The following is a 21,414-nucleotide window of genomic DNA, read 5'->3' as shown; positions in this document are numbered from 1 at the left end:
GGTGCAGCGGGTGGGCTCAGCGGGTCACGGCATAGTGCAGCGCCACGGTTCCGCCGGCGAACCGTCGCTCGTCGAGCAACTCCAGGTTCTGCCGCCGGCCCTGCGGGAAGGCGGGGGTTCCTCCACCGACCGCGACCGGTACCGCGATCAGCCGCACCTCGTCCACCAGGCCCGCGTCGAAGGCGGCCGCGGCGACGGTCGGACCGCCGATCGACACGTCCCGGTCGCTGCTCGCGATGAGGTCGCGCACCTGCCCGGGGTCGAAGCGCGGCTCGACCCGCGTCCGCGGCGTCGACACAGCCGTCAAGCTGGATGAGTACACGACTTTGTCGGCGTCGCGCCAGATCGCGGCGTAGTCGGCTGTCACCGGATCGTCCTCCGCGCCGGGGAAGTCCTGCCAGACGCGCATCGTCTCGTACATGCGCCGTCCGTAGAGGTACGTGCCCACCTCGCGTTCGAGGTCGTTGACGAAGGCGTGGACCTCGGCGTCCGGGGCGGCCCAGTCGAACGAGCCGGACGCATCCACCGTGTAGCCGTCGACCGAGGTGATCGCGGCGAAGATCAGTCGTCCCATGCCGAGACTCTAGGGGCGCAGCGCGCCAGCGGCCAGCGGTCAGCCGACTTGCGGCAGGAGCGCCTTGATCGCGCGGAGCTCGTCGCTGAACACGAGCGGCACGGTGACGTTGAGCACCATCCCGATGCCGAACGCGAGCACCGTGAGGCCGACGGCGACGAGCAGGAGTGCCGCAGCGAACCGCAGGTAGGCGTTCCCGGCGGCGGCGGCGAGCAGCCCCCGCGCCCGCCGCCGCGCCGGTGCCGACGGCAACCCGGGCGTCGGTGCGGTTCGCAGTCCGTGGCCCAGTGCTGTCATCGGTCTCCCCCTCGGGTCAGGGCCCCGAGCCCAATGCTCGAAGCCGACACCATCGAGTCAACCGTCGCGAGCGCGCGCGGGCATCGACCGGAGGTCGGGTGGGGGTCATCCCACGGGATGATCTCCGGCGGACGTCAGACCGACGGGACGGTGCACCCGCAACCGAGCGCTGCCTCCGGAATGCGGTGCTCGGCTCCGTTGAGACGTCGGGTGAGCAGTTCGCGCCTGCGTTCCAGCTGGGCGATCGTCGCATCCAGCTCGGCCAGTCCTTCACGGTAGGCGTCGCGGGACGCCGGGCACTCGTCGCTGTGCGCGTGCCCGGACCCGAGGCAGTCGATGAACGGCCGGGCCTTGCCGGGCGGGATGCCGGTGGCGGCAAGCTCCCGGATCTCGCGGACCAGGCGGACGTGGTCGTCGCCGTACTCGCGATAGCCGTTGCCGAGCCGGGCGGGGGAGACCAGGCCGAGCCGCTCGTAGTAACGGACGGCCTTGACCGTCACGCCGGCCTGGTCGGCCAGTTCGCTGATACGCATGTCGTCCTCCGACGTCAGAGTAGACCGTGCCCCCGGGTCAGGCTCCAGTCCATCAGTCGGTGCGGCCGGCGGCGGCGATGATGGCGAGCAGGCTCTCGCGCAGGTTCGCCAGGTCCGACGCCGGAAGACCCAGCCGTTCCACGATGCGCGGAGGGATGGTCTTCGCCTCCTCGCGGAGGGCACGGCCACGCTCGGTCAGCCGCACCTCGAGCGCGCGTTCGTCGGCCGCGTTCCGCCGGCGCTCGACGTAGCCCGTCGCCTCCAGCCGCTTCAGCAGCGGGGACAACGTCGCGGGTTCCAGGGCGAGCGCATCGCTCAGGTTCTTGACCGAACGCGGCTCCTGCTCCCACAGCGCCAGCATCACCAGATACTGCGGGTGGGTGAGGGACAGCGGTTCCAGCACCGGACGATACAGAGCGATCACACTGCGGGCGGCGACGGCGAGACCGAAGCACACCTGGTTCTCGAGCGCGAGGACGTCGTCTGACACCCGGCCATTGTAGGCGGGCGCGTCAGTACTCATCTGTCCGGCGCTGTACACGCTCGCCCGTCGCCGGGTCGATGACGTCACGCTGAACGGAGGTCCGTGGGCGGCGGCGCAGAGCGAAGATCAGCGAGATCACGAACACGACGAGACCGGCACCCATCAGGATGTATCCGGTCGTCTTGAGGTCGATCCAGCTCACCTGCACCTGCAGCGCGAAGGCGAGGATGAGGCCGACGACGAAGATGAAGATGCCGCTTCCGATGCCCATACGTACACTCCTCAGCGCACGCTCCCTCACGTGCGTGCGCTCACGCTACTCTCCGGATGCGGGTGTGCGCACCACCGTGCGGCCGCCCCACCGGCCGGATCACTCGGCGCGCGAGAACTCCGATGCCCGCGCGACCTGCTCCGGCGTCAGGGCGACTCCGGTGTAGCGCTCGAACTGCCGTGCCGCCTGCAGCGCGATCACCTCGGCGCCCGAGATGACCGCGGTGCCGCCGGCCCGCGCCGCGATGATCAGCGGCGTCTCGGAGGGGAACGCCACGACATCGAAGACGGTGGAGGCACGCTCGATATGGCGCTCGCTGAACGCGAGGACCTTCTCCGAGTCGCCGCGCATCCCGAGCGGTGTGACGTTGACGATCATGTCGAAGTCAGGCTCCGGCTCCTCGGCCACCCACCGGTAGTCGTAGCGCTCGGCGAGGGCAGGCCCGGCCTCGGAGTTGCGTGCGAGGACGGTGAGGTCGTCGAACCCGGCGCCGCGGAAGGCGGCGACGACGGCCTTCGCCATCCCGCCGGATCCGCGCAGCAGCACGCGCTGCGCCGGGTCGGCCTCGTGCTCGGCAAGCAGCTGGGCCACGGCCTCGTAGTCGGTGTTGGATGCCGTCAGGAAGCCGTCTTCGTTGACGACCGTGTTGACCGACTCGATCGCGACGGCGGACGGCTCCAGATTGTCGACCAGGGGGATGATCGCCTCCTTGAACGGCATGGAGACCGAGCATCCGCGGATCCCGAGGGCACGGATGCCGCGTACGGCACCCTCGAGGTCGTCGGTGGTGAACGCCTTGTAGACGAAGTTCAGCCCGAGCTCGTCGTACAAGAAGTTGTGGAACCGGGTGCCGATGTTGCTGGGACGGCCGGCCAGCGAGATGCAGACCTGCATGTCCTTGTTCAGGATGGGCATGCCTTCATCATCCCAGCCGGAGGGGCGTTCGTCGTGCTGTCACCCGATCACGGGGTGGACGATTGCGTTCACAGCTTGACTCCAACACGCTGATCATTCACGCTTGTCGTCATGACCGCCACTCAGGGGCTGATCCCTCGTGGCGCACGCAATCCCGGGTCGCAGGGCGCACTGAGGCATCTGAACCAGGAACGACTCGTCGAGTTCCTCCTGGCCAACGGACCGTCCACCCAGGCTGAGCTGGCGCGCGGGACCGGCCTGTCCACCGCCACCGTGTCCAACATCGTCCGCGACATGGCGGCCAAGGGCGTCGTCGCGACCAGTCCGGTGACCTCGAGCGGGCGCCGCGCGCTGCTGGTGCAGCTCACCGACACCGGCGACATCGCGGTCGGCGTCGACTTCGGCCGGCGCCACGTCCGTATCGTGCTGACGACCCTCGGGTACGACGTCCTCGCCGAGGAGCAGGTCGCCCTCGAGCCCGGCTACGACGTGCTCGGGGCGGTGGGGGAGGCGTCCGCCCTCCTCGACCGGATGCTGGTGGACGGCGGCCATGACCGGGAGTCCGTGCTCGCCGTGGGCGTCGGCATCCCCGGCCCCATCGACCGGCGGACCGGCACCGTGCTGCAGGGCGCCATCCTCCCGGAATGGGTGGGTATCACCCGCCGCGAGCTCGAGGACGTGTTCGGTTTCCCGGTCGTCGTGGACAACGACGCGAACCTCGGCGCGCTCGCCGAGGTGACCTGGGGCGCCAACCGCGGGGAGCGCAACCTCATCTTCGTCAAGATCGGCACCGGGATCGGCGCGGGTCTCATCCTGAACGGCCAGCCCTACTACGGGTTCCTCGGTATCACGGGCGAACTCGGCCACACCCCCGTCGCCGAGCACGGCGTGATCTGCCGCTGCGGCAACCGCGGCTGCCTCGAGACCGTCGCCTCCACGAGCGTGATGCTGGAGTCGCTGGGGCGGGGAGCCGGGCGCGCCTCCTCCACCGCAGACATCCTGCGCCGGGGCCTCGCCCAGGACCCGGCCGTCCTGCGGGTGGTCAGCGATGCGGGCACGGCGATCGGCCAGGCGATCGGCAACATCGCGAACGTCATCAACCCGGAGCTCGTCCTGATCGGCGGTCCGCTGGTCGGGCTGGGGGATGCCCTCCTCGACCCGATCCGGCGCGGGATCCAGCACAACGCGCTGCCGATCATCGCCGGAACCACCACGGTGCGCGTGTCGTCCCTCGGCGACCGGGCGGAGTCCCTCGGCGCGGCGGCGATCGTCATCAAGGGTGCACTCGCGGGTAACGACTGACTGTTATCGCATCGTTGTCTTCACTATTTGACGGCAATGCGGGCAATAGCGTTTACTACTTAGGCACATACATTCCCGAGCCCGCAAGGAGCGACGATGCCGTCGAACGCAGTCATCCTCGAGATGCGCGCGATCACCAAGGAGTTCCCTGGGGTCAAAGCGCTGGAGGATGTCTCCCTCACCGTGCACGCTGACGAGATCCACGCGATCTGCGGCGAGAACGGCGCGGGGAAGTCCACCCTGATGAAGGTCCTCTCGGGCGTCTACCCGTACGGCACCTACTCCGGAGACATCGTCTACCAGGGTGACGTGATGCGCTTCAAGGACATCAAGTCCAGCGAGCAGCAGGGCATCGTGATCATCCACCAGGAGCTCGCGCTGATCCCCGAGCTGTCGATCACCGAGAACATCTTCCTCGGCAACGAGCCGGGCCGGTTCGGCGTCATCGACTGGAACGAGGCGAAGACCCGTGCGGTCGAGCTGCTCGCGCGCGTCGGCCTCGCAGACGACCCGGACACCCAGATCAAGAACATCGGCGTCGGCAAGCAGCAGCTGGTCGAGATCGCGAAGGCGCTCAACAAGCAGGTCAAGCTGCTCATCCTCGACGAGCCGACGGCTGCTCTCAACGAGGCGGAGTCGGCGCACCTCCTCGACCTCATCGTCGGGCTGAAGGGCAAGGGCGTCAGCTCGATCATCATCAGCCACAAGCTCAACGAGATCGAGCAGGTGGCCGACGAGATCACGATCATCCGCGACGGTCACGCGATCGAGACGCTCAACGTCAAGTCGGACGGCGTCGACGAGGACCGCATCATCCGCGGCATGGTCGGCCGTACGCTCGAGAGCCGCTTCCCGGAGCGCACGCCGGACATCGGCGAGAAGTTCTTCGAGGTGCGCGACTGGGTCGTCCAGCACCCGCAGGTGCCGGACCGGCTGGTCGTCAAGAACTCCAGCTTCTACGTCCGCCGCGGTGAGATCGTCGGGTTCGCCGGCCTCATGGGCGCCGGCCGCACCGAGCTCGCGATGAGCGTCTTCGGGCGCTCCTACGGCAACTGGGTCTCCGGGGAGATCTACAAGGACGGCAAGGAGATCCAGGTCCGCAACGTCTCCGAGGCCATCGACAACGGCATGGCCTACGTGAGCGAGGACCGCAAGGTGCTCGGCCTCAACCTGCTCGACGACATCAAGCAGTCCGTCGTGGCCGCCAAGCTGTCGAAGATCGCCACGCGCGGCGTCGTCGACGACCTGCAGGAGTACGCGGTCGCCGACGAGTACCGCAAGCTGCTCCGCATCCGGACGCCCGATGTCGACCGCGGCGTCTCGACGCTCTCCGGCGGCAACCAGCAGAAGGTCGTCCTGGCCCGGTGGATGTTCACCGACCCGGACATCCTCATCCTGGACGAGCCCACCCGTGGCATCGACGTCGGTGCCAAGTTCGAGATCTACGGCATCATCCAGGCTCTCGCGGCACAGGGGAAGGGCGTCATCGTCATCTCCTCCGAGCTGCCCGAGCTGCTCGGCATCTCCGACCGCATCTACACGATCTTCGAGGGTCAGATCACCGACGAGCTTCCGATCGCGGAAGCGACCCCCGAGACGCTCCTGAAAAGCATGACATCCGCCAAGAAGAGGATCGCCCGATAGCCATGACCACACAGATTCCCGAGAAGAAGAAGTCCGGCGGTCTCCGCGACCTCGGCAAGATGTTCGGCGGCGGCCAGTCCACCGGCCGGCAGTTCGGCATCCTCGGCGCCCTCGTCATCATCATCCTGCTGTTCGAGGTGCTGACCGGCGGCAAGACGCTCGAGCCGGTGAACCTCATCAACCTGGTCAATCAGAACGTCTACGTCCTGATCCTGGCCATCGGCATGGTGATGGTCATCATCGCGGGCCACATCGACCTGTCGGTCGGCTCGGTCGCCGCCCTAGTGGGAATCGTGGTCGCCAAGGCGATGACCGAGGGACACGTGCCGTGGCCGCTCGCGATCATCCTGGGCCTCGTCGTCGGTGTCGCGATCGGCGCCTGGCAGGGCTGGTGGGTCGCCTACGTCGGAGTCCCGGCGTTCATCGTGACCCTGGCCGGCATGCTCATCTTCCGCGGCCTCAACCAGCTGATCGGTAACGCCAACACCATCCCGGTCCCGGACGGCTTCACCTTCATCGGCGGCGGCTTCCTTCCGGAGTGGGGTCCCAACACCGGGTTCAACAACTCCACCCTGCTGCTCGGCCTCATCATCGCCGTCGTGATCGCGCTGGCCGAGGTCCGCACCCGTCGCAAGCAGACGAAGATGGGCTCCGAGAAGGCGCCTCTGTGGGTCAGCGTCTTCAAGGTGATCATCCTCGACGCCGTCGTCATCTACGCGGCAGTGCTGTTCGGCAGCGGCCGGGTCGGCACCTCGTTCCCCGTCGCCGGCGTCATCCTCGGCGTGCTGATCATCCTGTACTCGTTCATCACCCGGAGCACGATCTTCGGTCGCCACATCTACGCGGTCGGCGGCAACTGGCACGCTGCGGAGCTGTCGGGCGTCAAGATCAAGCGGATCAACTTCTTCGTCATGATGAACATGTCGGTGCTGGCCGCGCTGGCCGGCATGATCGCCGTCGCCCGCTCCGTCTCCTCCGGCCCGCAGGACGGCCTCGGCTGGGAGCTCGACGCGATCGCCGCTGTGTTCATCGGTGGCGCCGCGGTCTCGGGCGGTATCGGAACCGTGGCCGGCTCCATCATCGGTGGTCTGGTCATCGCGGTCCTGAACAACGGCCTCCAGCTCCTCGGCGTCACCAGCGACAAGGTCCAGATCATCAAGGGCCTCGTGCTGCTGATCGCGGTCGGCGTCGATGTGTACTCGAAGCGCCGCGGCGGCCCGTCGTTGATCGGCAGGATGTTCAACCGCGACAAGACGCAGCAGGCGGACGCCGCCGGCGCAGACCAGCCCGCGGTCGTCCCGACCGGCGACTCCGCCGAGGACAGCTCCCGCTCGCTGACCTCCTGAATACCTGAGCTTCACTTCCCCCAGCACCAATCACACACAGAGAAAGAGAAACGCAATGCGCAAAATCGCACTCGCGACAGTGGCTGTCGCAGCTGCCGCCGCGCTCGCCCTGACCGGCTGCTCGTCGAGCCGCTCCGGTTCGGACAGCAGCTCCGCGTCCGGCTTCGCCAAGGACTCCACCATCGGTGTCGCCCTCCCGACCAAGACGTCGGAGAACTGGGTTCTCGCCGGTGGCCTGTTCACCGACGGCCTCAAGTCGGCCGGCTTCAAGCCCGACGTGCAGTACGCGGGTGCCTCGGGCGCCGTCGCGGACCAGCAGTCGCAGATCCAGTCGATGATCACCAACGGCGCCAAGGTCGTCATCATCGGCGCGGTCGACGGTGGCCAGCTCGCTGCGCAGGCCAAGGCCGCGCACGACGCCGGCGCGACCGTCATCGCGTACGACCGCCTCATCCTCAACACGAACGACGTCGACTACTACGTCGCGTACGACAACGAGAAGGTCGGCGAGCTGCAGGGTCAGGCCCTGCTCGACGGCATGAAGGCCAAGTTCCCGGACAAGAAGAACTTCAACATCGAGCTCTTCTCCGGCTCGCCGGACGACGCCAACTCGGCCGTCTTCTTCAACGGTGCGATGAAGGTCCTCAAGCCGAAGATCGATGACGGCACCCTGAAGGTCGTCTCGGGCCAGACCGACATCAAGCAGACCGCCACCCAGGGCTGGCTGCCGGCGAACGCGCAGACCCGCATGGACAACCTGCTCGCCGCCAACTACGGCTCCACCGAGCTCGACGGCGTCCTGTCGCCGAACGACACCCTGGCCCGCGCCATCATCACCTCGGTGAAGGGTGCAGGCAAGCCGGTCCCGACCGTCACCGGTCAGGACTCCGAGGCCGAGTCGGTCAAGTCCATCATGGCGGGCGAGCAGTACTCGACCATCAACAAGGACACCCGCAACCTGGTCAAGCAGGCCATCGCGATGGTCCAGGACCTGCAGGCGGGCAAGAAGCCGGCCACGAACGACGACAAGTCGTACGACAACGGCAAGAAGGTCGTCCCGGCCTACCTGCTGAAGCCGGTCATCGTCACCAAGGAGAACGCGGCCGAGGCATACGCCAACGACCCGACCCTGGAGCCGCTGACCAAGTAACTCCCGTTCGCACCCTCGTGTGAACAACGAAAGGGCCGGAGCGCTGAGCGCTCCGGCCCTTTCCCGATCCGTCCCCCGACGGGATCGGTTCCCCCTGGCCGAGACAGCATCAGGCTAGAACGCACGCATTACTTGCGGCATCCGGGACAGCACGGATATGCGGTGGGTGCAGGCTCCGTCCCCACGGCGTCAGGCGCGGGTGCGCGCGTTCCTGCGGAGCGCGGCCCGGTAGAAGCGGACCAGTTCGGGCGCGGCAGGGCGTTGTGCCGCCATGGTCGCGGCGTCGGTTCGCCGGGCCGCCATGTGGTGGCGCCACGACTCCGCGGCGCAGCGGTGGTCCCACGCGGCGGAGGCCGCCGCCTCGAGCGTGCGGCACCATCCGATCAGCTCGCGCCCCTCCGAGGTGGGCGCCCACGTGACCGCGCGGAACCAGATGTCGGGCCGATTCGGGTCGCCGAACGCGAACCTCCGGATGACGCCGTACGGCGATCCGAGCGCTCCCTGGCGGAGCAGCCACTCGGTGGGCTGCGCATTCGCCACCGGGTGCCAGGATGCGCTCACGGCGTCACGGTATGCGACGCCGCCGACATCTGCGGCGCCGGTTCAGGTGAATAGCCGGATGAGCGCCGCCACCGCTGCGGCCGCCGGGACCACGACGATGAACGGGACCCGCAAGGCGTAGAGGCCGGCGGCGATCGCGACCGCGGGCAGGCGTGCGTCGAGTTGCAGAGACTGGCCGGCACCGAGGGTCTGCACGCAGATCAGGGCGGCGAGCAGTGCGGCGGTGAGCAGGTCGCTCACGCGCGCGACGGTGGGATGGTCGAGGGCCTTGGGCGGGACCAACCAGCCGACGGCCTTCAGGGCGAGCACGGCGATGGAGCCCAGCAGGATGACGTGCCACGTGGTCACGGTTCCACCTCCCGCTCCATGGGGATCGCCTCGGGATGCGGCGGATCGTCGCGACGGCCGAACACGTTCAGGACACCGAGCACGACGGCTACGGCCGCCGCCGCCAGCACAGGGAGTCCGGGCATGAGGAAGGGCGTGAGCAGGGTCGCCACGAAGCCTCCCGCGACGGCGACCGCCTGGGTCTGGCGCGCCTTCAGCCGTGGCCAGAGCAGCCCGAGGAAGGCCGCGGCCGCCGCCGCATCCAGTCCGTACGCCTTGACGTCGCCGATGAGGTTCCCGAGGAGCGCGCCGGCCAGGGTCATCAGGTTCCAGCCGACGTAGACCACGAGCCCGGTGACCCAGAAGCCGATGCGCTGCGCCTTCGGCTCCTTCTGGGCGACGGCGACCGCGGTCGACTCGTCGATGGTCAGCTGGACCGCTGCCGAGCGACGCCAGAAGCCCGGACCGATGAGCCGGGAGAGGCGCAGGGCGTAGAAGGAGTTGCGCACGCCGAGGAGGGCCGCGCTCGCAATGGCGGTGCCGCCGGCCGCCACGCCGCCGGACGCGAGCACGCCGATCAGGGCGAACTGCGAGCCGCCGCTGAACATCACCAAGCTGAGGACGCAGGTCTGCCAGACGTCCAGGCCGGACGCTGTCGCCAGGGCACCGAAGGAGATCCCATACAGTGCTGTCGCGATCCCGACGGCCCAGCCGGAGCGGGCCGCGGCGCGTTCCTCACTGGTCCGTTCCTGGTGCATCGCCTCCCGACACTACCGGCTGACGGGGGGATCAGCTGAACAGGCGGGCGACCAGGTGTTCGGCGGTGGTGTCCTCCAGCGTCCACGGCAGGAAGATCACCCGGTAGACGATCGGGGCGACGACGACGTCGAGGATGTCGTCGGCCGTGATCGTCGCATCCGGGTAGCGCTCCAGCAGCACGTTCGCTTCGATCCGGCGGTTCCGCAGGCAGTTCGACTGCCGCTCTCCCGCGGCCGACGCCCCGCCGCGCAGCAGGGCGGCGTTGACGGGGTTGCGGTAGTGCTCGACAAGTTCGCCTGCCCAGGCCGTGAGATCGCTCCGGAGGTCGCCGCTCTCGGGCAGCGGTCGCTCCGGGTCGAGCTGGTAGGTCGCGATGTCGTTGATGAGCGTGGGGAGGTCGCCCCAGCGCCGGTAGATGCTGGTCGGGTTCACACCAGCTCGCTCGGCGATCATCGGAACGGTGACCCGATCCTGACCCTTCTCTTCGACGAGCTCTTCGACGGCCGTCCGCACATTGTGGATGACCGCCGCGCTGCGTCCGCCCGTGCGTTTGGACGGGGTGGTCGTGGTGTCCATGGGAATAGCTTAAAGCAAATCCTGTTGCTTTCTATCAATCCCCGCTCTATAGTCGCAAAAGCAACCCGGTTTGCTTTAAGGAGTCGACATGACTACAGCCGAAGAGACCGCCACCGGCGGCATGCTCGCCGTGCGGCCCGTTCCGTCCGCGCGACGCACCCGTTCGTTCCGGCTCCCGCCGATGGCCGCCTTCGCCGGCACCGCCCTCGCCTTCGTCGCGGTCGCGCTGGCCGTGGGTGCACCCAGTCCGCTCTTCGTGCTGTACCAGCAGGAGTGGGGCTTCCAGCCCTGGCTGCTCACGGTCGCTTTCGCCATCTACGCGCTGACGCTGCTCATCACCCTGCTGATCGCCGGCTCCCTCTCCGACCACATCGGGCGCCGGCCCGTCCTCCTCGGCGCACTCGCGCTGCAGGTCGTCGCGATGCTGGTCTTCCTCTTCGCGCCGGACATCGCCTGGATCATCGGCGCCCGTTCCGTGCAGGGGGTGGCGACCGGTGCAGCGATGAGCACCTTCACCGCCGCGCTGGTCGAACTGGCGCCCGAGAAGCACAAGAAGCTCGGCGCGACCATCGGCAGCACGGCCCCCGTCGGCGGCATCGCGATCGGCGCCTTCCTGACGGGTCTCGCCGTCCAGTTCGTCCCGCAGCCGACGACGTTGGTCTTCGTGGCCCTCGCCGTGCTGTTCGCTGCAGGGATCCTGGTGATCGTGGCCTCACCGGAGACGGTCGTTCGTCGCCCGGGAGCTGCGCGGTCCCTCATCCCGCGGCTGCTCATCCCGACCGCCGCGCGACGCGAGTTCGCCGGGGCGATCCCGCTCTTCATCGCGACGTGGATGCTGGCCGGCCTCTTCATCGGACTGTCGCCGTCCATCCTGCACGGCGTGTTCCACCTCGACAGCGGCCTCCTGAACGGCGCGATAGTGGCGGTGCCTCCCGCGGTGGGCGCGGTCGCCGGTCTGCTGCTGACCCGCGCCCCGGCCCGGATCACCGTGGTCTGGTCCATGGCGGCGATCGTGGTCGGCGTCGCGGTGGCGGCGGTCGGAATCGGCGGGGCCATCCTGCCCCTGCTGTTCGCGGGGGCGACGATCGCAGGCGCCGGCTTCGGCGCGGGGTTCTCGGCGATGCTGCGCACCCTGGCGCCGCTGGCGCCGAACGATCAGCGCGCAGAGCTCTTCGCGGCGATCTTCCTGGTCAGTTACCTGGCGTATGGACTACCGGCCCTCGTCGCCGGTGAGCTGATCGGTGTCGTCGGCCTGCTGCCGACCGCACTCGGCTACGCGGCCGCTATCGCCATCGCCGCTGTCGCCGCCCTCGTGGTGCAGGCGCTCAGACTACGTCGATGAGCACTTTGCCCACGGCGCCGTTCTCGACGGCGTCGTGGGCCGCCGCGGTCTGCTCGAGCGGGAACCGGGTGATCGGGAGCCCGTGCTCCGCTCCCACGCCGAGGGCACCGTCCGCCGCCGCTGCGGACACCGCGCGGACCGCGGCCTCCTTCGTCTCCGATGCGACGGTGTAAGTGAGCACGAACTGCCAGCGCAGGTTCTTCGACATGCTCGGACGCACCGGGATCGTGACCGAGTCGGCGTCGGGGGTGTCGGCGTAGCTGGCGATCGTGGCGTTGACGCCGGTGACCTTCACGTCGAGCGCGGCGTTGGCGATCACGTTGACCTCCACGACGATGTCCACTCCGCGCGGCGCGAGAGCGCCGATCGCCTGGGCGGTGTCCGGATCGGTGTAGTTCACGACGTGGTGCGCGCCCGCGGCCCGGGCGAGTTCCGCCTTGTCGTGGCTGCTGACGGTCGCGATCACCGTCGCACCCGCCCACACCGCCAGCTGGATGGCCGCGTGGCCCACTGCACCTGCGCCTCCGGCAACCAGCACGGTGCGGCCGTCCAGCGACCCGGGCGCCAGTTCGGCAGGGGCGTACTCGTACGAGGTGAGCGCGCGGTGCGCCGTGAGCGCCGGGATGCCGAACGACGCGCCCTCGTCGAAACCCACACCGTCGGGCAGCGGAACCACGAGCTTCTGGGGGAGCACCACCACCTCCTGCGCGGTGCCGTCCGGGCGCTGGTAGGCGGCATCCCACACCCAGACCCGATCGCCGACCGAGAACGCCGTCACGCCGTCGCCCACCTCGTCGACGACGCCGGCGCCATCCTGGTTCGGCACCTGCGGGCGCGGCAGCTCCTTCGAGCCGCTGCCGCGCCGCGCCTTCCAGTCGGTCGGGTTGACGCCGGAGACGTGGATGCGCACGCGCACCTCGCCGGGGCCGGCGTGCGGCTCCTCGCGCTCGCCGAGGGTCAGAACGTCGGAGTCACCGGTCGCGGAGTAGGTCACAGCCTTCATGGCTCCAGCCAACCATGGCCGGAGCCATCCTGCGAGCGGTGCACTGCGTGGTCAGCCGGCCGAGCAGGCGCCGGAGCTGATCGGCGCGGAGCCGACCGATGACAGCACCGGACGGAGTTCGGCCAGGGTCAGTGCGTACCCGGTGTCGGGGTCGGTGGCGCTCCGGGCGAAGACCACTCCCGCGACGTGGCCGCTCGTGTCGAGGAGCGGCCCACCCGAGTTGCCGGGGCGCACGACACCGCGCAGGGAGTAGATGTCGCGGTTCACGCTACCGCTCTGGTAGATGTCCGTTCCCCGCGCGATCAGGCGGTCACGGACGCGCTGCGGGGAGACCGTGAACGGCCCGTCCCCCGGGTAGCCGACCGCATACGCGGAGGCGCCGGCGGTGAGGTCAGGGCCGATGTCCAGGGCGGGCGCGGCGAGGTCGGTCACGTCGAGCACGGCGAGGTCGCGCGACGGATCGAAGGCGACGAGCGTCGCGCGCTCCACGTTCGTGCTGCCCGCTTCCCGGACGACGACCGAGGATGCGCCCGCGACCACGTGGGCGTTGGTGACGACGCGCCCGCGCTGCAGCACCCATCCCGTGCCTTCCGAGTCGACACCGCATGCGGGCTTGGACGCGAGGACCGTGACCACCGACTGCTCGGACTGCGCGACCGCGGCCGGGACGGAGGGGTCGGGCTCCGGGATGGCGCGGATCGTCTCGCCGCCCTGGAAGACCTTGGGCAGGCCGGCCCCGGCCAGCGCGTCGTCGACGGCGCCGAGAACCGTGGAGGAGGGCAGCGGCGCGATGCCGTCCAACGTGGCGACGACGCGCGAGGAGTTCGCCGCCTGCACCACCGTCGCCAGGCTGGTCGCCATCGCGAATCCGGCGAGGAGCCAGACGACGACCGCCCAGGTGAGAAGGCCCAGGACCGCACCAACGAGCGAGTCCAGCCACCGGACGGGACCGCGACGCAGGAGCTTGCCGATGATCCCGGCGAGAGCGCCCGCGAGGGCGTACACCACTCCGGCGCACACCAGGATGACGATGCCGGCGACGACAGAGCGCTGAGTGACGCCGCTGAACCCGGCCGAGGCGAACCAGCCGACGATGATCGGAGCGATGGTGAGACCGAGCCAGAGTCCGAGTCCGAGACCGATGAGCGTCCCCGCGGAACGGATGGCGCCCTTGCTCCACCCGGCCGCCACCGCGAGGATGCCGAGCACCACGAGCACGACGTCCACCACGATCTCCACGGGCATACCCTGCCGTACGAGACTGGACGACTGCTCAACCTCCGATGGGTGTCGGCTGGCCGGACGCGCGGCCGGGCGTACCGTTCACCGCACAGGACAGCATCCAGCGATCATGGAGGACACATGTCGGATCCACGGGCCAACGGCGACGATGAGCGCGAAGACCTCGAGCCGGGCGAACGCCAGTACACGAGCGCGGACCTGACGGCCCACGACCCCGATGAGGGCCGGCTCGCCGAGTCCGGCGAGTCCGACCCCACCGACTAGAGGACCCGACTAGAGACGACCGTCCTCCTCGTCGCCGTCGTCGACGGCGTCGGGCGCGGGCTGCGGCGCCGGCACGATGTCCGGATCCATCTGCTCCTCCGGGACGATGTCCGGGAAGTCGGCAGTGTCGTGGTCGCTACTCTGTCTGGCCATGGGCGAACGCTACGCCTGCGATCCGGGCGCCGGAAGCCCTATCCCGCGGGCGGCTCCTCCGGCTCTGGCACATCCGCAGCGGTCGGCGGCTTCCGCCGGGCGGTGAGCAGCACGATGACCACGCCGATGACCGCCAGCAGAACGATCGCGATGGCGATGCCGATCACCAGGCCGAGGTCCGTGCCGCTCGAGGCCGCAGCCGTGGGCTGGGGAGTGGATGCGGTGGCCGTCGCAGGCGCGCCCGCAGCCGGTGCCGACCCCGTCGGGCTGGCAGTGGACGTTGCCCCGGGACTCGCCGTGGCACCGCACGGCGTCCCCTTGGACCCGGCCGCCGCTGCCGTTCCGGCCGGCGGCTGGTAGGTGAAGGCGTACGACGACGACACGGTATGACCGTCCGCAGAGACGATCTGGTACGTGACGGTGTACCTCCCCGCGGCACCGAGAGCGACCGGAGCGCTGAGCTTCGTGTCGGCGATGGTCGCGCATCCGGTCTCGAAGTGGCGGGTCGCCGAGTCCGGACCCGTGACCGTCAGCAGGTTGGTGGAGCCGTTGCCGGACAGGTCCAGCACGCGGTCGTTGAAGGTGAGCGTCACCGAGTCGAGTGCGGTGGTGACGGTGGAATCGGCCGACGGATCGCTGCCGACGAGGTAGTCGTGAGCGTCTGCGGAGGCGACGGGCGCGAGTGCGAGGACGACGGCCGCGGCGACGCCGGCGGCCGCGGCGAGCAGGCGGTTCGTCATCCCTGCACCTTACGCTCGCGGGTGCGGCTCACCCGGGTGAGCGCGAACACCGCCACCACGAGGGCGATCGCGCCGAGCGCCAGGCCGCCGACTCCGACCGCGAGGGAGACGACGGTCGCGGTCGTCCCGGCCGTCGCCGCCTCCGGCTTCGGCGTCGACGTGGCCACCAGCGCCGGGGCGCCCTCCCCGGAGGGCGCGGGCTCGTCGATGTAGAGCGTCGGCGCGGGGTGCTCCGGTTCCTTGCCCGAGGCGGGTGTCGGCTGGTCCCAGTTCACGACCGTGCCGTCGGAGTAGTACTGGTGTGTCGGCAGCGCGACCGATCCCGTGTCAGGGACGGCTCCCGCCGACACCGTGAACTGCTGGAACTGTCCCGGTGCGATCTCCACCCCGCTCTCGGCCGTCCAGGTCACCCGGACCGGCGCCTCGGTGATGGTGCCGTCGTCCGTCTTGACGGGCTTGGCGAGCTTCTCCGTGTCGACGGTGGTCGTCCACCCCGCGAGCGGGAGGTAGCTGACCGACGTGAAGGGGGTCGCGGTGGGCAGGTCCACGACGAGCTTGATCGTGCCCGCAGTGGCCGACTCGGTCGGCACCTTGAAGGTGAGGTTCGTGTAGCTGCCGGGAGTCGCACTGCCCGGGTCGACGTGGACGTGGGCGCTCGCCGCGAGCGGCGAGGCGAGGAGGACAAGGGCGGTGGAGGTCGCTGCGATGGACGCGGCGAACGTGGTCTTCTTCATGGGGTCCTTCTGAATCGGATCGTCGATGAGCGCGTGCGCGCGTCCACACCGACGTCCGGGCTCCCGGACCGCCGTCAGAACGCGCAGGCGAGCGCAGGCGGGCCGCGATGCCGAAGCCGGGCGAGCGGGAGTCCCAGGTCGCGCAGTCGGGCGGGCTCGCCCGTCGTGGAAGTCGCGAGCGACGGCCCGACCATGACCGGCACGACGGCCAGACGCTCCACCGCGCGCGCGATGCGCAGCCGCGCGGTCTCGAAGAGACCCCAGAACGCCCGCTCGCCGAACCGCAGGACGATGACGGTGACCAGCACAGCCGTGGCGTGGGTCAGCCACATGGCGGGGCTGAGAGCCGACGTGTGAGCCGTGGGCATCGCGCCCATCGTCATCGTGAGGTGCGCGCCGGGGTGCAGGTGCGCCGTCCCTCCTGGAGTGGTGAACTGCACGGTGCCTCCACCGGGCCCGCCACCGAGCGAGAACAGCAGGTGGAAGAGGAACTGACTGAGCCCCACCGCGAGCACCAGCCGCCAGAGCGACAGGCGGCGGCCGGTGAGCGCCACCGATGCGAGCGTCGCGAACGCCATGCTGAGTCCGAGCGCCAGCGGCCCGGGGGCAGCTCCGCCCCCGGCGACGTGGAAGAGCGCAGCGACGAAGATGGCGGCTCCCGAGGCGAGCATGCCGCGGGAGAGACGGGCCCACCTCGATTCCATGCGCATCCTCCCTGTCGTCGGGTCTTCGGAGCCAGTCTACGGAACGGATGTCCGGCGACCGCGGGAGCGGCGGAGCCCCGGGGGACCGGCCCACAACTGGGGTGACCGGACGGCCGATCGGGGACCCCGCCCGCGTTATCCTGTGCGGGTGGCGGTGGAGACGTGGCGGCGCAGGGTGCTGGTGGTGGAGGACCACGCCCTGATGCGTTCGCTCGTCGTGGATGCGTTCGCGCAGCGCGGCTTCGATGCGTCCGCAGCCGATTCCGCGACCGAGGCGTTGCGTCTCGCCCAGGAGGTCGATCCGGACCTCCTGGTCACGGACATCGATCTCGGCCGGCGCCCCAACGGCGTCGAGCTCGCCACCATCCTGAGGCAACGCGCCCCGCACGTCGCGGTGATGTTCCTCAGCAACCTCTCCCGTGAGGCCGCCGCCGCTCAGGCGCGGGGCACGGTCGCGAACGCCTCCTTCGTCAACAAGGCGGCGGTGGCGACGGTCGAAGACCTGGTGGATGCGGCGGAGGCGGCACTCGCAGACCGCCCCATCCACCGCGAGCATCCCGCCGGTGACGTGCGGTCGCGGCTGCTCGGCCTGACCGCCGCACAACTGGAGACCACCCGGCTGCTCGCGGCAGGCCTCTCCAACTCGGAGATCGCCCGCCGCCGGAATGTGACCGTGCGCGCCGTCGAGAAGAGCGTCGAGCGTGTCTTCGCTTCCCTCGGCCTGGCCGGCGGCGAGCGGATAGCACCACGCGTGGCCGTCGCGACCTTGTACACCGCCACGTTCGGCGATCCTGCCACCGGGCTCTGACCCATGCAGTCCCTCCGTCGTTCGATCGCCCGCGTCTACGGACCCTCGGCCATCACGTGGTGGACGTGGCTCATCACCCTGCCGTTCGCGTTCACGGTCATGTCCGGTCTGCAGTACGTGACCGGCGGTCCGGCAGCGGTCGTCGCCGTCGCCGCCCTCCAGCACGCGATCCTCGGCGGACTGCTCCTCGTGGGCGTCGCCGTGCTGCGCGTGATCCAGGTACGCGGTCGCGCGATCGCGGTCTTCACCATCTTCGCCGTGGTCGGCGGGGTGCGTCCGCTGTTGTTCCTGGAGGCGGGGGGACTGCTGCACATCCCGGTCGCTCCCGGTCAGCTGTTCGCGCGGATGGCGACCAACGCGGTCGTCCTGCTCGTCTCGTTCTCGCTCATCGCCGTCGGTGTGGACCTGGTGCGGGAGCACCGCGGAGTGTTCCGTCGGCTGCGAGCGGCACAGCGGGCGTCGGAGATCGACGTGGAGTGTGCGAGGGAGCGGCTCGCGAGACTGCGCAGCGCCGCGGTCGACGACGTGGTGGCGGCGCTGGAGGAGGCGGCGATGCTCGCCGCCGTGGACCGCCTCGAGCCGCTGGAGGGCGCACGCGTCCTTCGCGCACTCGCCGAAGACGTGGTGCGACCGGCGAGCCACCGGGTGTACGAGGACGAACCTGTCGTGCGGCCTCCCGACTCCGAGCCCCTCGGCCGGTGGGAGTGGACCTCTTCGGTGCTCGCGGGAACACGGGCGGCGCCGCCGGTCACCACGACGGCGGTGTTCATGGCGCTCGTCCTGCCGTTCGCGGTCAGCATGTTCGGCGTGGACGGCCTGCTGCCGATGCTGTTCGGGGCGGCCGTGCTGTTGACGGCCGTCGCACTCGTCGCGGTCGTGCCGCTTCCGCGCGACGGCGTGCTCCGCATCCTGACCCTCCTGGTTCTCTACGTGCCCGCCGGCCTTCTCCTGGCCGCGGCGAGCGCTATCGGACTCTCCGCGGTCGGCGCAGAATCGTCGCCGGCGTGGTTCGAAGCGATCACCTTCCCGGTGATCGCGCTCGGCATCGCGTTCGTCGCGTCCCTGTCCGCTCGCGTACGACAGGACCAGGCAGAGCTCGAGGAGGCGCTGCGGGCGAACGTCCAGACGGCGATGCGGATCCGCCAGGACTACGAGCGCGAGCGCGCATCCCTCGCCCGGCTTCTGCACGCCGGGGTGCAGTCCGAGCTGATCGCCGGTGCGCTGATGTTGACGGCGACGCCTGCCGAAGGCTCTGCGACGACCGCGGTTCGCGTCGCCGAGGTGGTGGGCCGTGCCCGGGACGCGTTGCGCACCGAGCACGACGACGCGCACGCTGCGGACGAGGTGCGTGCGCTGATCGAGAGCTGGTCGTCCGCCATCGATCTCCGCGCCAGGATCGCGGACGGGGTGTGGGATCGCCTGGCCGATCCGGCTCGTGCCTCCGCCGCGGTCGACGCCATGTCGGAGGGGCTGGCGAACGCGGTGCGCCACGGCGACGGGTCGCCGGTCGCGATCGAGCTCCGGCCCGCCGCGACCGGTGGCGTGGAGGTGGTGATCGAGTCAGGGGGAACGCTGGAGGCGTCCCGCTCGGGAATCGGTCTGCGACAACTCTCAGAACGAGGCGAGGTCTCTCTCCGCGCGAGCGCCGGGCGTGTCGAACTGGCCGTCGACATCCCCTGACCGAAGCCTGGGAAGCGCGTCGTATCAGCCGTACCCCACAGCCCCTCGCAGGCCCGCGACGCCTAGGTTCTGAGAGGACGGAGTCTGCTCCCGTCCCGGTCCCGGAGGGGGGGCTCCTGCGTGACCCGAACGCGTGGGATGTGCCCCCCAACCGGGATCTATTCGTCTGCATTGATGGAACATCCAGGCGATATCGGGTAGAAATGGTCGGTACGTGTTTCGCGCCTCATCGGTGCGACGCCCCCGTCCGACCCCCCTAGGAAGACCCAGCAGCTTGCCACATTCCACTCCTTCAGTGCGGCCTCGCCGGACTCTCAGGGCACCCGTCGTGGTGGATGTGGAACAGCAGCCGGACCTCTCGGACGACCCGGTCACCGCGTTCACGACGCCCTCCGAGCTGACTGCCACGCAGCCGTTCCCGAGCCGTCGCGCCGCCCTCGAGGCAGAGCGCAGCCGCCCGCGGACCCGGGAGCGCATCGTTGTCAGGCCGACCCGCGCCGCACGCGGCAAGGCGGCCCGTAGCACGGCAGCTCGCGCCGAGCGCGCAGCCCGCCCGGCACGCGCCCCGCGCAGCCCCCAGCCGGCCCGCCCCGAGCGCCGGCACTGGGGCGTGCACGCGGTCGTCATGATCGCGCTCGCCGCGTTCTTCGGCACCGCAGCGCTCCCCGCCTACGCCACGTCGGGCGAGGGATCGACCGTGGGAGCCGCGCGCACCGCGCTCGCCGTCCAGACGCTGACCGGCGGCGGCGTCACGCAGGTCGTGGCCCGTGACGGCCTCGCCATCCAGGAGAGCCCGCAGGCGCTCGACTCGACCACCAACTCCACCGTTTCGCCGACCGTGCAGGCGCTCGCGGTCCAGATCATGGGCGCGGTCGCGTCCGGCCGTCTGGTCGGATCGACTCCGAACCACCTCGGTGAGATCGCAGACCTCGCCGAAGGACACGCCGTCGCGAGCTGTGGTGTCGACTACCGCGTCCTCCAGGCCATCTCGATCGCGCTCGACAACTTCAACCAGGTGGGTGTCAGCGACATCAACCGCCGCTGCACCGGCCAGATCGAGGGCGCCGGCACCGACTCCGCGCACTACGCGGACGGTGGCGGCCACGCGGTCGACTTCTACCTTCTCAACGGCTCGCCCCTCACCGGCGGCGACGCGAAGTCGGTGGAGCTCATCCGCATCCTCGACCCGCTGGTGCCGGACGGCACCGGTCTCGGTCAGGTCGGGTGCCGCTCGTCGATGGACCTGTCGCACTTCAAGCCGTTCGACGACACGTGCAACCACCTGCACATCGATTTCCTGAAGTCGAACGGTCCGACCCTCCGCTACGGCTGACCGGTCGCGCGCTCAGCCGAACAGCGTGAGCGCCGCCCACTGCACGAGGATGACGGTCTTGCCGTCCGCTATCCGGCCGTCCGCGACCCACGCCAGGGCCTCGTCATAGGGAACGACCACCGGCTCGATCTCCTCGCCCTCTTCGGCGAGCCCGCCGCCTCCGGTCACCTCGGCAGGTGAGTAGCGAGCCGCGTAGAAGTGCACCCGCTCGGTGATGGAGCCGGGGCTCATGTACAGGTCGAATAGGTGCGTGAGCTCTCCGATCGTCACTCCCAGCTCTTCGGAGGCCTCCCGCCGGATGGCCTCCTCCGGGCCGTCTCCGTCGAGCAGTCCTGCTGCCGCCTCGACGAGCATGCCGTCGGGGTGCCCGTTCACGTAGGCCGGGAAACGGAACTGACGCGAGAGGAGCAGCGTGCGACCGACCGGGTCGTAGAGCAGCACGGCCGCGCCGTTGCCCCGGTCGTACGTCTCGCGCGTCTGCGTCGTCCACTGGCCGCCCCGGCCTCGGTAGTCGAAGGTGGTGCGGCGCAGGACGTGCCAGCCGTCGGAGGTGACCTCCACGTCCCGGATGCGCACGTCCGGGTTGCCGGTGAGCTCACGCCCCGTCCGGTGCAGCCCGGTGCGCCCGCGGCCGTCTGGGAGATCGTGGCCGGGTCGCGCGTCGCTCATACG

The 21,414-nt window shown here is 69.8% G+C and carries 26 protein-coding genes; 9 read left to right on the top strand and 17 right to left on the bottom strand.

Going from position 1 to position 21,414, the window contains the following annotated elements; genetic code table 11:
* Positions 1-16: 16 nt before the first annotated feature.
* The 6 genes from P3F85_RS16015 to P3F85_RS15990 all read right to left on the bottom strand — a co-directional run bounded on the left by P3F85_RS16015 (position 17) and on the right by P3F85_RS15990 (position 3,074).
* Positions 17-574, bottom strand: coding sequence for a dihydrofolate reductase family protein (locus P3F85_RS16015; RefSeq protein ID WP_374008840.1), 558 nt, complete (start codon positions 572-574; stop codon positions 17-19).
* 39 nt (positions 575-613) lie between these two features.
* Positions 614-871 carry a hypothetical protein gene (locus P3F85_RS16010; protein WP_374008839.1) on the bottom strand — a complete coding sequence of 86 codons (258 nt, stop codon included), beginning with the start codon at positions 869-871 and terminating at the stop codon, positions 614-616.
* A 134-nt stretch (positions 872-1,005) separates the two neighbouring features.
* On the bottom strand, positions 1,006-1,404 hold the full coding sequence (locus P3F85_RS16005; protein WP_374008838.1) for a MerR family transcriptional regulator: 399 nt from the start codon (positions 1,402-1,404) through the stop codon (positions 1,006-1,008).
* 52 nt (positions 1,405-1,456) lie between these two features.
* Positions 1,457-1,894, bottom strand: a complete 438-nt coding sequence (locus P3F85_RS16000; RefSeq protein ID WP_374008837.1) for a MarR family winged helix-turn-helix transcriptional regulator — start codon at positions 1,892-1,894, stop codon at positions 1,457-1,459.
* 22 nt (positions 1,895-1,916) lie between these two features.
* Positions 1,917-2,159, bottom strand: a complete 243-nt coding sequence (locus P3F85_RS15995) for a DUF6458 family protein (RefSeq protein WP_374008836.1) — start codon at positions 2,157-2,159, stop codon at positions 1,917-1,919.
* 99 nt (positions 2,160-2,258) lie between these two features.
* Positions 2,259-3,074 (bottom strand): shikimate 5-dehydrogenase, encoded by an 816-nt coding sequence (locus P3F85_RS15990; RefSeq protein ID WP_374008835.1) that lies wholly within the window; start codon positions 3,072-3,074, stop codon positions 2,259-2,261.
* Between the two features lie 111 nt (positions 3,075-3,185).
* Here P3F85_RS15990 and P3F85_RS15985 point away from each other — a divergent pair, with 111 nt between their 5' ends.
* From P3F85_RS15985 to P3F85_RS15970, 4 genes are all read left to right on the top strand, one after another.
* Positions 3,186-4,376, top strand: a complete 1,191-nt coding sequence (locus P3F85_RS15985) for an ROK family transcriptional regulator (protein WP_374008834.1) — start codon at positions 3,186-3,188, stop codon at positions 4,374-4,376.
* 96 nt (positions 4,377-4,472) lie between these two features.
* Entirely contained in the window at positions 4,473-6,020 is a 1,548-nt protein-coding gene (gene mmsA, locus P3F85_RS15980; protein ID WP_374008833.1) for a multiple monosaccharide ABC transporter ATP-binding protein, read from the top strand.
* A gap of 2 nt (positions 6,021-6,022) precedes the next feature.
* Positions 6,023-7,366, top strand: a complete 1,344-nt coding sequence (gene mmsB, locus P3F85_RS15975; protein WP_374008832.1) for a multiple monosaccharide ABC transporter permease — start codon at positions 6,023-6,025, stop codon at positions 7,364-7,366.
* A gap of 55 nt (positions 7,367-7,421) precedes the next feature.
* Complete coding sequence (locus P3F85_RS15970) at positions 7,422-8,516, top strand: substrate-binding domain-containing protein (protein ID WP_374008831.1); 1,095 nt, start codon at positions 7,422-7,424, stop codon at positions 8,514-8,516.
* Positions 8,517-8,705: 189 nt separating this feature from the next.
* Here the strand turns inward: P3F85_RS15970 and P3F85_RS15965 are convergent, their stop codons facing one another.
* The 4 genes from P3F85_RS15965 to P3F85_RS15950 are packed head-to-tail and all read right to left on the bottom strand — an operon-like array spanning position 8,706 to position 10,739.
* On the bottom strand, positions 8,706-9,077 hold the full coding sequence (locus tag P3F85_RS15965; protein WP_374008830.1) for a hypothetical protein: 372 nt from the start codon (positions 9,075-9,077) through the stop codon (positions 8,706-8,708).
* Positions 9,078-9,119: 42 nt separating this feature from the next.
* Entirely contained in the window at positions 9,120-9,425 is a 306-nt protein-coding gene (locus P3F85_RS15960; RefSeq protein WP_374008829.1) for an AzlD domain-containing protein, read from the bottom strand.
* On the bottom strand, positions 9,422-10,162 hold the full coding sequence (locus tag P3F85_RS15955; protein WP_374008828.1) for an AzlC family ABC transporter permease: 741 nt from the start codon (positions 10,160-10,162) through the stop codon (positions 9,422-9,424). Before P3F85_RS15955 ends, P3F85_RS15960 begins: the two co-directional genes overlap by 4 nt.
* Positions 10,163-10,193: 31 nt before the next feature.
* Positions 10,194-10,739, bottom strand: coding sequence for a TetR/AcrR family transcriptional regulator (locus tag P3F85_RS15950; protein ID WP_374008827.1), 546 nt, complete (start codon positions 10,737-10,739; stop codon positions 10,194-10,196).
* 88 nt (positions 10,740-10,827) lie between these two features.
* Between P3F85_RS15950 and P3F85_RS15945 the strand changes: the two genes are divergently transcribed.
* Positions 10,828-12,081 carry an MFS transporter gene (locus tag P3F85_RS15945; protein WP_374008826.1) on the top strand — a complete coding sequence of 418 codons (1,254 nt, stop codon included), beginning with the start codon at positions 10,828-10,830 and terminating at the stop codon, positions 12,079-12,081.
* Here P3F85_RS15945 and P3F85_RS15940 read toward each other — a convergent pair.
* Together P3F85_RS15940 and P3F85_RS15935 are read right to left on the bottom strand one after the other, a co-directional pair.
* Positions 12,065-13,084: an NADPH:quinone reductase gene (locus tag P3F85_RS15940; protein WP_374008825.1), complete on the bottom strand. Its 1,020-nt coding sequence runs from the start codon at positions 13,082-13,084 to the stop codon at positions 12,065-12,067. The two genes, P3F85_RS15945 and P3F85_RS15940, sit on opposite strands and share 17 nt — an antisense overlap.
* Positions 13,085-13,135: 51 nt before the next feature.
* On the bottom strand, positions 13,136-14,329 hold the full coding sequence (locus tag P3F85_RS15935; RefSeq protein WP_374008824.1) for a MarP family serine protease: 1,194 nt from the start codon (positions 14,327-14,329) through the stop codon (positions 13,136-13,138).
* A 117-nt stretch (positions 14,330-14,446) separates the two neighbouring features.
* Here P3F85_RS15935 and P3F85_RS15930 point away from each other — a divergent pair, with 117 nt between their 5' ends.
* The gene (locus P3F85_RS15930) at positions 14,447-14,590 is read left to right on the top strand and encodes a hypothetical protein (RefSeq protein WP_374008823.1); all 144 of its coding nucleotides are present in this window, start codon (positions 14,447-14,449) and stop codon (positions 14,588-14,590) included.
* Positions 14,591-14,599: 9 nt separating this feature from the next.
* Here the strand turns inward: P3F85_RS15930 and P3F85_RS15925 are convergent, their stop codons facing one another.
* From P3F85_RS15925 to P3F85_RS15910, 4 genes are all read right to left on the bottom strand, one after another.
* On the bottom strand, positions 14,600-14,743 hold the full coding sequence (locus P3F85_RS15925) for a hypothetical protein (protein ID WP_374008822.1): 144 nt from the start codon (positions 14,741-14,743) through the stop codon (positions 14,600-14,602).
* Between the two features lie 38 nt (positions 14,744-14,781).
* Positions 14,782-15,483: a copper resistance CopC family protein gene (locus tag P3F85_RS15920; RefSeq protein ID WP_374008821.1), complete on the bottom strand. Its 702-nt coding sequence runs from the start codon at positions 15,481-15,483 to the stop codon at positions 14,782-14,784.
* Entirely contained in the window at positions 15,480-16,217 is a 738-nt protein-coding gene (locus P3F85_RS15915; RefSeq protein ID WP_374008820.1) for a YcnI family protein, read from the bottom strand. The genes P3F85_RS15920 and P3F85_RS15915 overlap by 4 nt, the downstream gene beginning before the upstream one ends.
* Before the next feature lie 74 nt (positions 16,218-16,291).
* Positions 16,292-16,921, bottom strand: coding sequence for a hypothetical protein (locus tag P3F85_RS15910; protein ID WP_374008819.1), 630 nt, complete (start codon positions 16,919-16,921; stop codon positions 16,292-16,294).
* Positions 16,922-17,069: 148 nt separating this feature from the next.
* Here P3F85_RS15910 and P3F85_RS15905 point away from each other — a divergent pair, with 148 nt between their 5' ends.
* The 3 genes from P3F85_RS15905 to P3F85_RS15895 all read left to right on the top strand — a co-directional run bounded on the left by P3F85_RS15905 (position 17,070) and on the right by P3F85_RS15895 (position 20,742).
* Positions 17,070-17,729, top strand: coding sequence for a response regulator (locus P3F85_RS15905; protein WP_374008818.1), 660 nt, complete (start codon positions 17,070-17,072; stop codon positions 17,727-17,729).
* A gap of 3 nt (positions 17,730-17,732) precedes the next feature.
* Positions 17,733-19,409, top strand: a complete 1,677-nt coding sequence (locus tag P3F85_RS15900; protein ID WP_374008817.1) for a hypothetical protein — start codon at positions 17,733-17,735, stop codon at positions 19,407-19,409.
* A gap of 328 nt (positions 19,410-19,737) precedes the next feature.
* Positions 19,738-20,742 carry a hypothetical protein gene (locus tag P3F85_RS15895; protein ID WP_374008816.1) on the top strand — a complete coding sequence of 335 codons (1,005 nt, stop codon included), beginning with the start codon at positions 19,738-19,740 and terminating at the stop codon, positions 20,740-20,742.
* A 12-nt stretch (positions 20,743-20,754) separates the two neighbouring features.
* On the opposite strand, the gene P3F85_RS15890 is transcribed toward P3F85_RS15895, so the two are convergent.
* Positions 20,755-21,411, bottom strand: a complete 657-nt coding sequence (locus P3F85_RS15890) for an NUDIX domain-containing protein (RefSeq protein WP_374008815.1) — start codon at positions 21,409-21,411, stop codon at positions 20,755-20,757.
* Positions 21,412-21,414: the final 3 nt, after the last annotated feature.

The organism is Leifsonia sp. T36S-04 (assembly GCF_042465655.1).
Classification (GTDB): Bacteria; Actinomycetota; Actinomycetes; order Actinomycetales; family Microbacteriaceae; genus Leifsonia.
This window is presented reverse-complemented; position numbering and strand designations above follow the sequence as displayed.